The organism is Streptomyces sudanensis (assembly GCF_023614315.1).
Lineage (GTDB): Bacteria > Actinomycetota > Actinomycetes > Streptomycetales > Streptomycetaceae > Streptomyces > Streptomyces sudanensis.
On sequence record NZ_CP095474.1, the window covers coordinates 5,036,372 to 5,038,987 of the forward strand.

General features: G+C 78.4%; 1 protein-coding gene and 1 pseudogene. Both read left to right on the forward strand.

Going from position 1 to position 2,616, the window contains the following annotated elements; all coding sequences use genetic code 11:
• Positions 1–212: 212 nt before the first annotated feature.
• A pseudogene (locus tag MW084_RS23320) lies at positions 213–1,495 on the forward strand (streptophobe family protein); the annotation flags it as partial.
• Positions 1,496–1,621: 126 nt separating this feature from the next.
• Positions 1,622–2,452 carry an ammonia-dependent NAD(+) synthetase gene (nadE, locus tag MW084_RS23325; protein ID WP_010471770.1) on the forward strand — a complete coding sequence of 277 codons (831 nt, stop codon included), beginning with the start codon at positions 1,622–1,624 and terminating at the stop codon, positions 2,450–2,452.
• The last annotated feature ends 164 nt before the right edge of the window (positions 2,453–2,616 follow it).

Here is a 2,616-nt window from a genome sequence, read left to right on the forward strand (position 1 = left end):
ACNGGGGCGGAACGCCCGGACCGGCGTGCTCCGGAGAGGGGTGCGACAACGGGCCGGACGGGGGGCCCGAAGGGCGGCCGGGCACAGAGTCGGAAGTCACATTCATACCTTTCTTCCGTTCCGTGCCCATTGTGTGCCCCGTCCGGGTGGCACCCGCAAGCGGGGAACCCGGCACCGCGTCCGACACGGCACCGCGTGCCTAGGGTGGCGTCGTGAGCAGCCACAACGCCGCGCGGCGCGGTGCCGCGCCCGGGACCCCCCGCCAGGCCGCGCGGGCCTGGCTCGACGCCCTCGCCGCGGTGCTCGCCGCGCTCGCCGCGATGGCGGCGACCGCCGGCCTCGGCCTGTGGGCGGCGGGCGCGGCGGACCTGCCGGGCGGCGCGTTCCCCCGGGTGGTCGCCGCGGTCGTCGTCCTGGGGGCGGGCGGCATGACGTCGAGGTGGCGGGCGGCGCGGGCGGGCTCGCCCGTGCGGACGCCGAGCTGACCGCCATGCCGCTGTCCGTGTCCCTGGCCGGCGCCCTCGTCCTCGCCGCCGGCTTCCTGCGGCCGCTCCGCCACCGGGCCGTCCTCCCCGCGGGCGAACTCCTCGCCCGCACCGCCCGCACGGCCGTCCTCTGGCTCGCCGGGGTCGCCGCCCTGACCGTCCCGGCCCGCCACACCTTCACCGACCTGCTCCCCGCCGACTCGCCCGCCGACCTGCTCGGGGACCTCCTGGACGCCTCGCCCGCCCTCGGCTTCCGCGCGGATCCGGGCGGCACCCTCCCGTACGCCCTGCTGTGGCTGCTCGGCGTCCTCGCCCTGGCCCTGCTGGTCTCCCGCCGGGCGCCGCTCCCGGCCCGGCTGGTGCGCCACCGGCAGGCCGTGCGGCCGGCCGCGTCCGCGATGCTCCTGCTGCTCCTCGCGTACGTCGCCCTGGGCCTGGCCGCCGGCCTCGTCGCGATCGCCGTGCGCGGCCGCGCGGCGGACACGCTCGCGGTGCTCCTCCTGGGCCTGCCGAACCTGGCGTGGCTCGCCCTGGGCCTGGGCGTCGGCGCCTCCTGGGAGGGCCGGATCGACGGCCCGGCCGCGCTGCCGGTGCCCCGCCTCCTCGACCGGGTCCTGCGCGGGCCCGGGGACACCGTCCTCGACGTGCGGTCCCTCGCCGCCCACGACGGCCGCGCCTGGTGGCTGGTCCTCCTCGCGGCGGCGCTGCTGACGGCCGCCGCGTTCGCGGCGGCGGCCCGCTCGCCGGCCCGCACCCGCCTTTGGAGGCACGCCCTCCACCTGGGCGCGGCGTTCGCCCTCACCCTCCTCGTGGTGATGCCGCCGACCCGCGTCGACGCGGGGTTCGAACTGTCGCTGCTCGGCTTCGTCGAGGTCGACGTCCTGCGCGGGCAGGTGCGCCTCCACCCCCGCCTGTGGCCGGCCGTCGCCCTGGCCCTGCCGTGGGGCGCCGCCGCCGGGCTCCTCGGCGGGCTCCTCGCACGCCGGGTGCGCCGGGCCGGGCCCGAGGAGNCGGCCGGCCCGCTGACGGCCCGCCGGGCCCGCCCGCCCCGGGGCCGTCCGCCCGGACCCGCCGGGACGCCGCTGGGTAGGGTGGACGCGACAGCACCACCGCGGAACCGGAGCCAAGGAGCAGACGTGAGCGAGGCGGCGTCCATCGCCCTGCAGCAGGAGATCGCCCGGGAGCTCGGGGTCGCCGAGACCTTCGACGCCGAACGGGAGATCGAGCGCCGGGTGGCGTTCCTCACCGAACGGCTGACCTCCACCGGCCTGCGCTCCCTCGTGCTCGGCATCAGCGGCGGCGTCGACTCCACCACCGCCGGCCGGCTGTGCCAGCTCGCCGTCGAGCGGGCCCGGGCCGCCGGGCACGAGGCGCGGTTCCATGCGATGCGGCTCCCCTACGGGGTGCAGGCCGACGAGCACGACGCCCGGCTCGCGCTCTCCTTCATCCGGCCCGACCACGTGCTGACCGTGGACGTCAAGCCCGCGAGCGACGCCGCGCTGGAGGCCGCGCTCACCGCCGGCGTGACCTTCCGCGACGACCACCACCAGGACTTCACGCTCGGCAACATCAAGGCCCGGCAGCGCATGATCGCCCAGTACGCCGTGGCCGGCGCGTACGACGGCCTGGTCGTGGGCACCGACCACGCCGCCGAGGCGGTCTCCGGCTTCTTCACCAAGTTCGGCGACGGCGCCGCCGACCTGATGCCGCTCACCGGCCTGACCAAGCGCCGGGTGCGCGCCGTCGCCGCCGCGCTGGGCGCACCCGCCGAACTGGTGTGGAAGACCCCGACCGCCGACCTGGAGACCCTCGCCCCGGGCAGGGCCGACGAGGACGCCCTCGGGGTCGCCTACGACGACATCGACGACTTCCTGGAGGGCAAGCCGGTGGACGGCCGGGCCTTCGAGGCGATCGTCGCGCGCTACCGCCTCACCGACCACAAGCGGCGGCTGCCCCTCGCCCCCTGACGGCGCGCACCCGCCCCGGCCCGTGCCTGTCTCTTNNCCGTACCTCCCCGGCCCGCGCCCCGCGAGGACCGCGGCGGGTACCGCGAGGCGGGACGGCCGCCGTGCGGTCCCGCCCGGTCCGCGGCGGTGTCACCGCGGGGGCGGCCCGCCGCGGACGGCGGGAC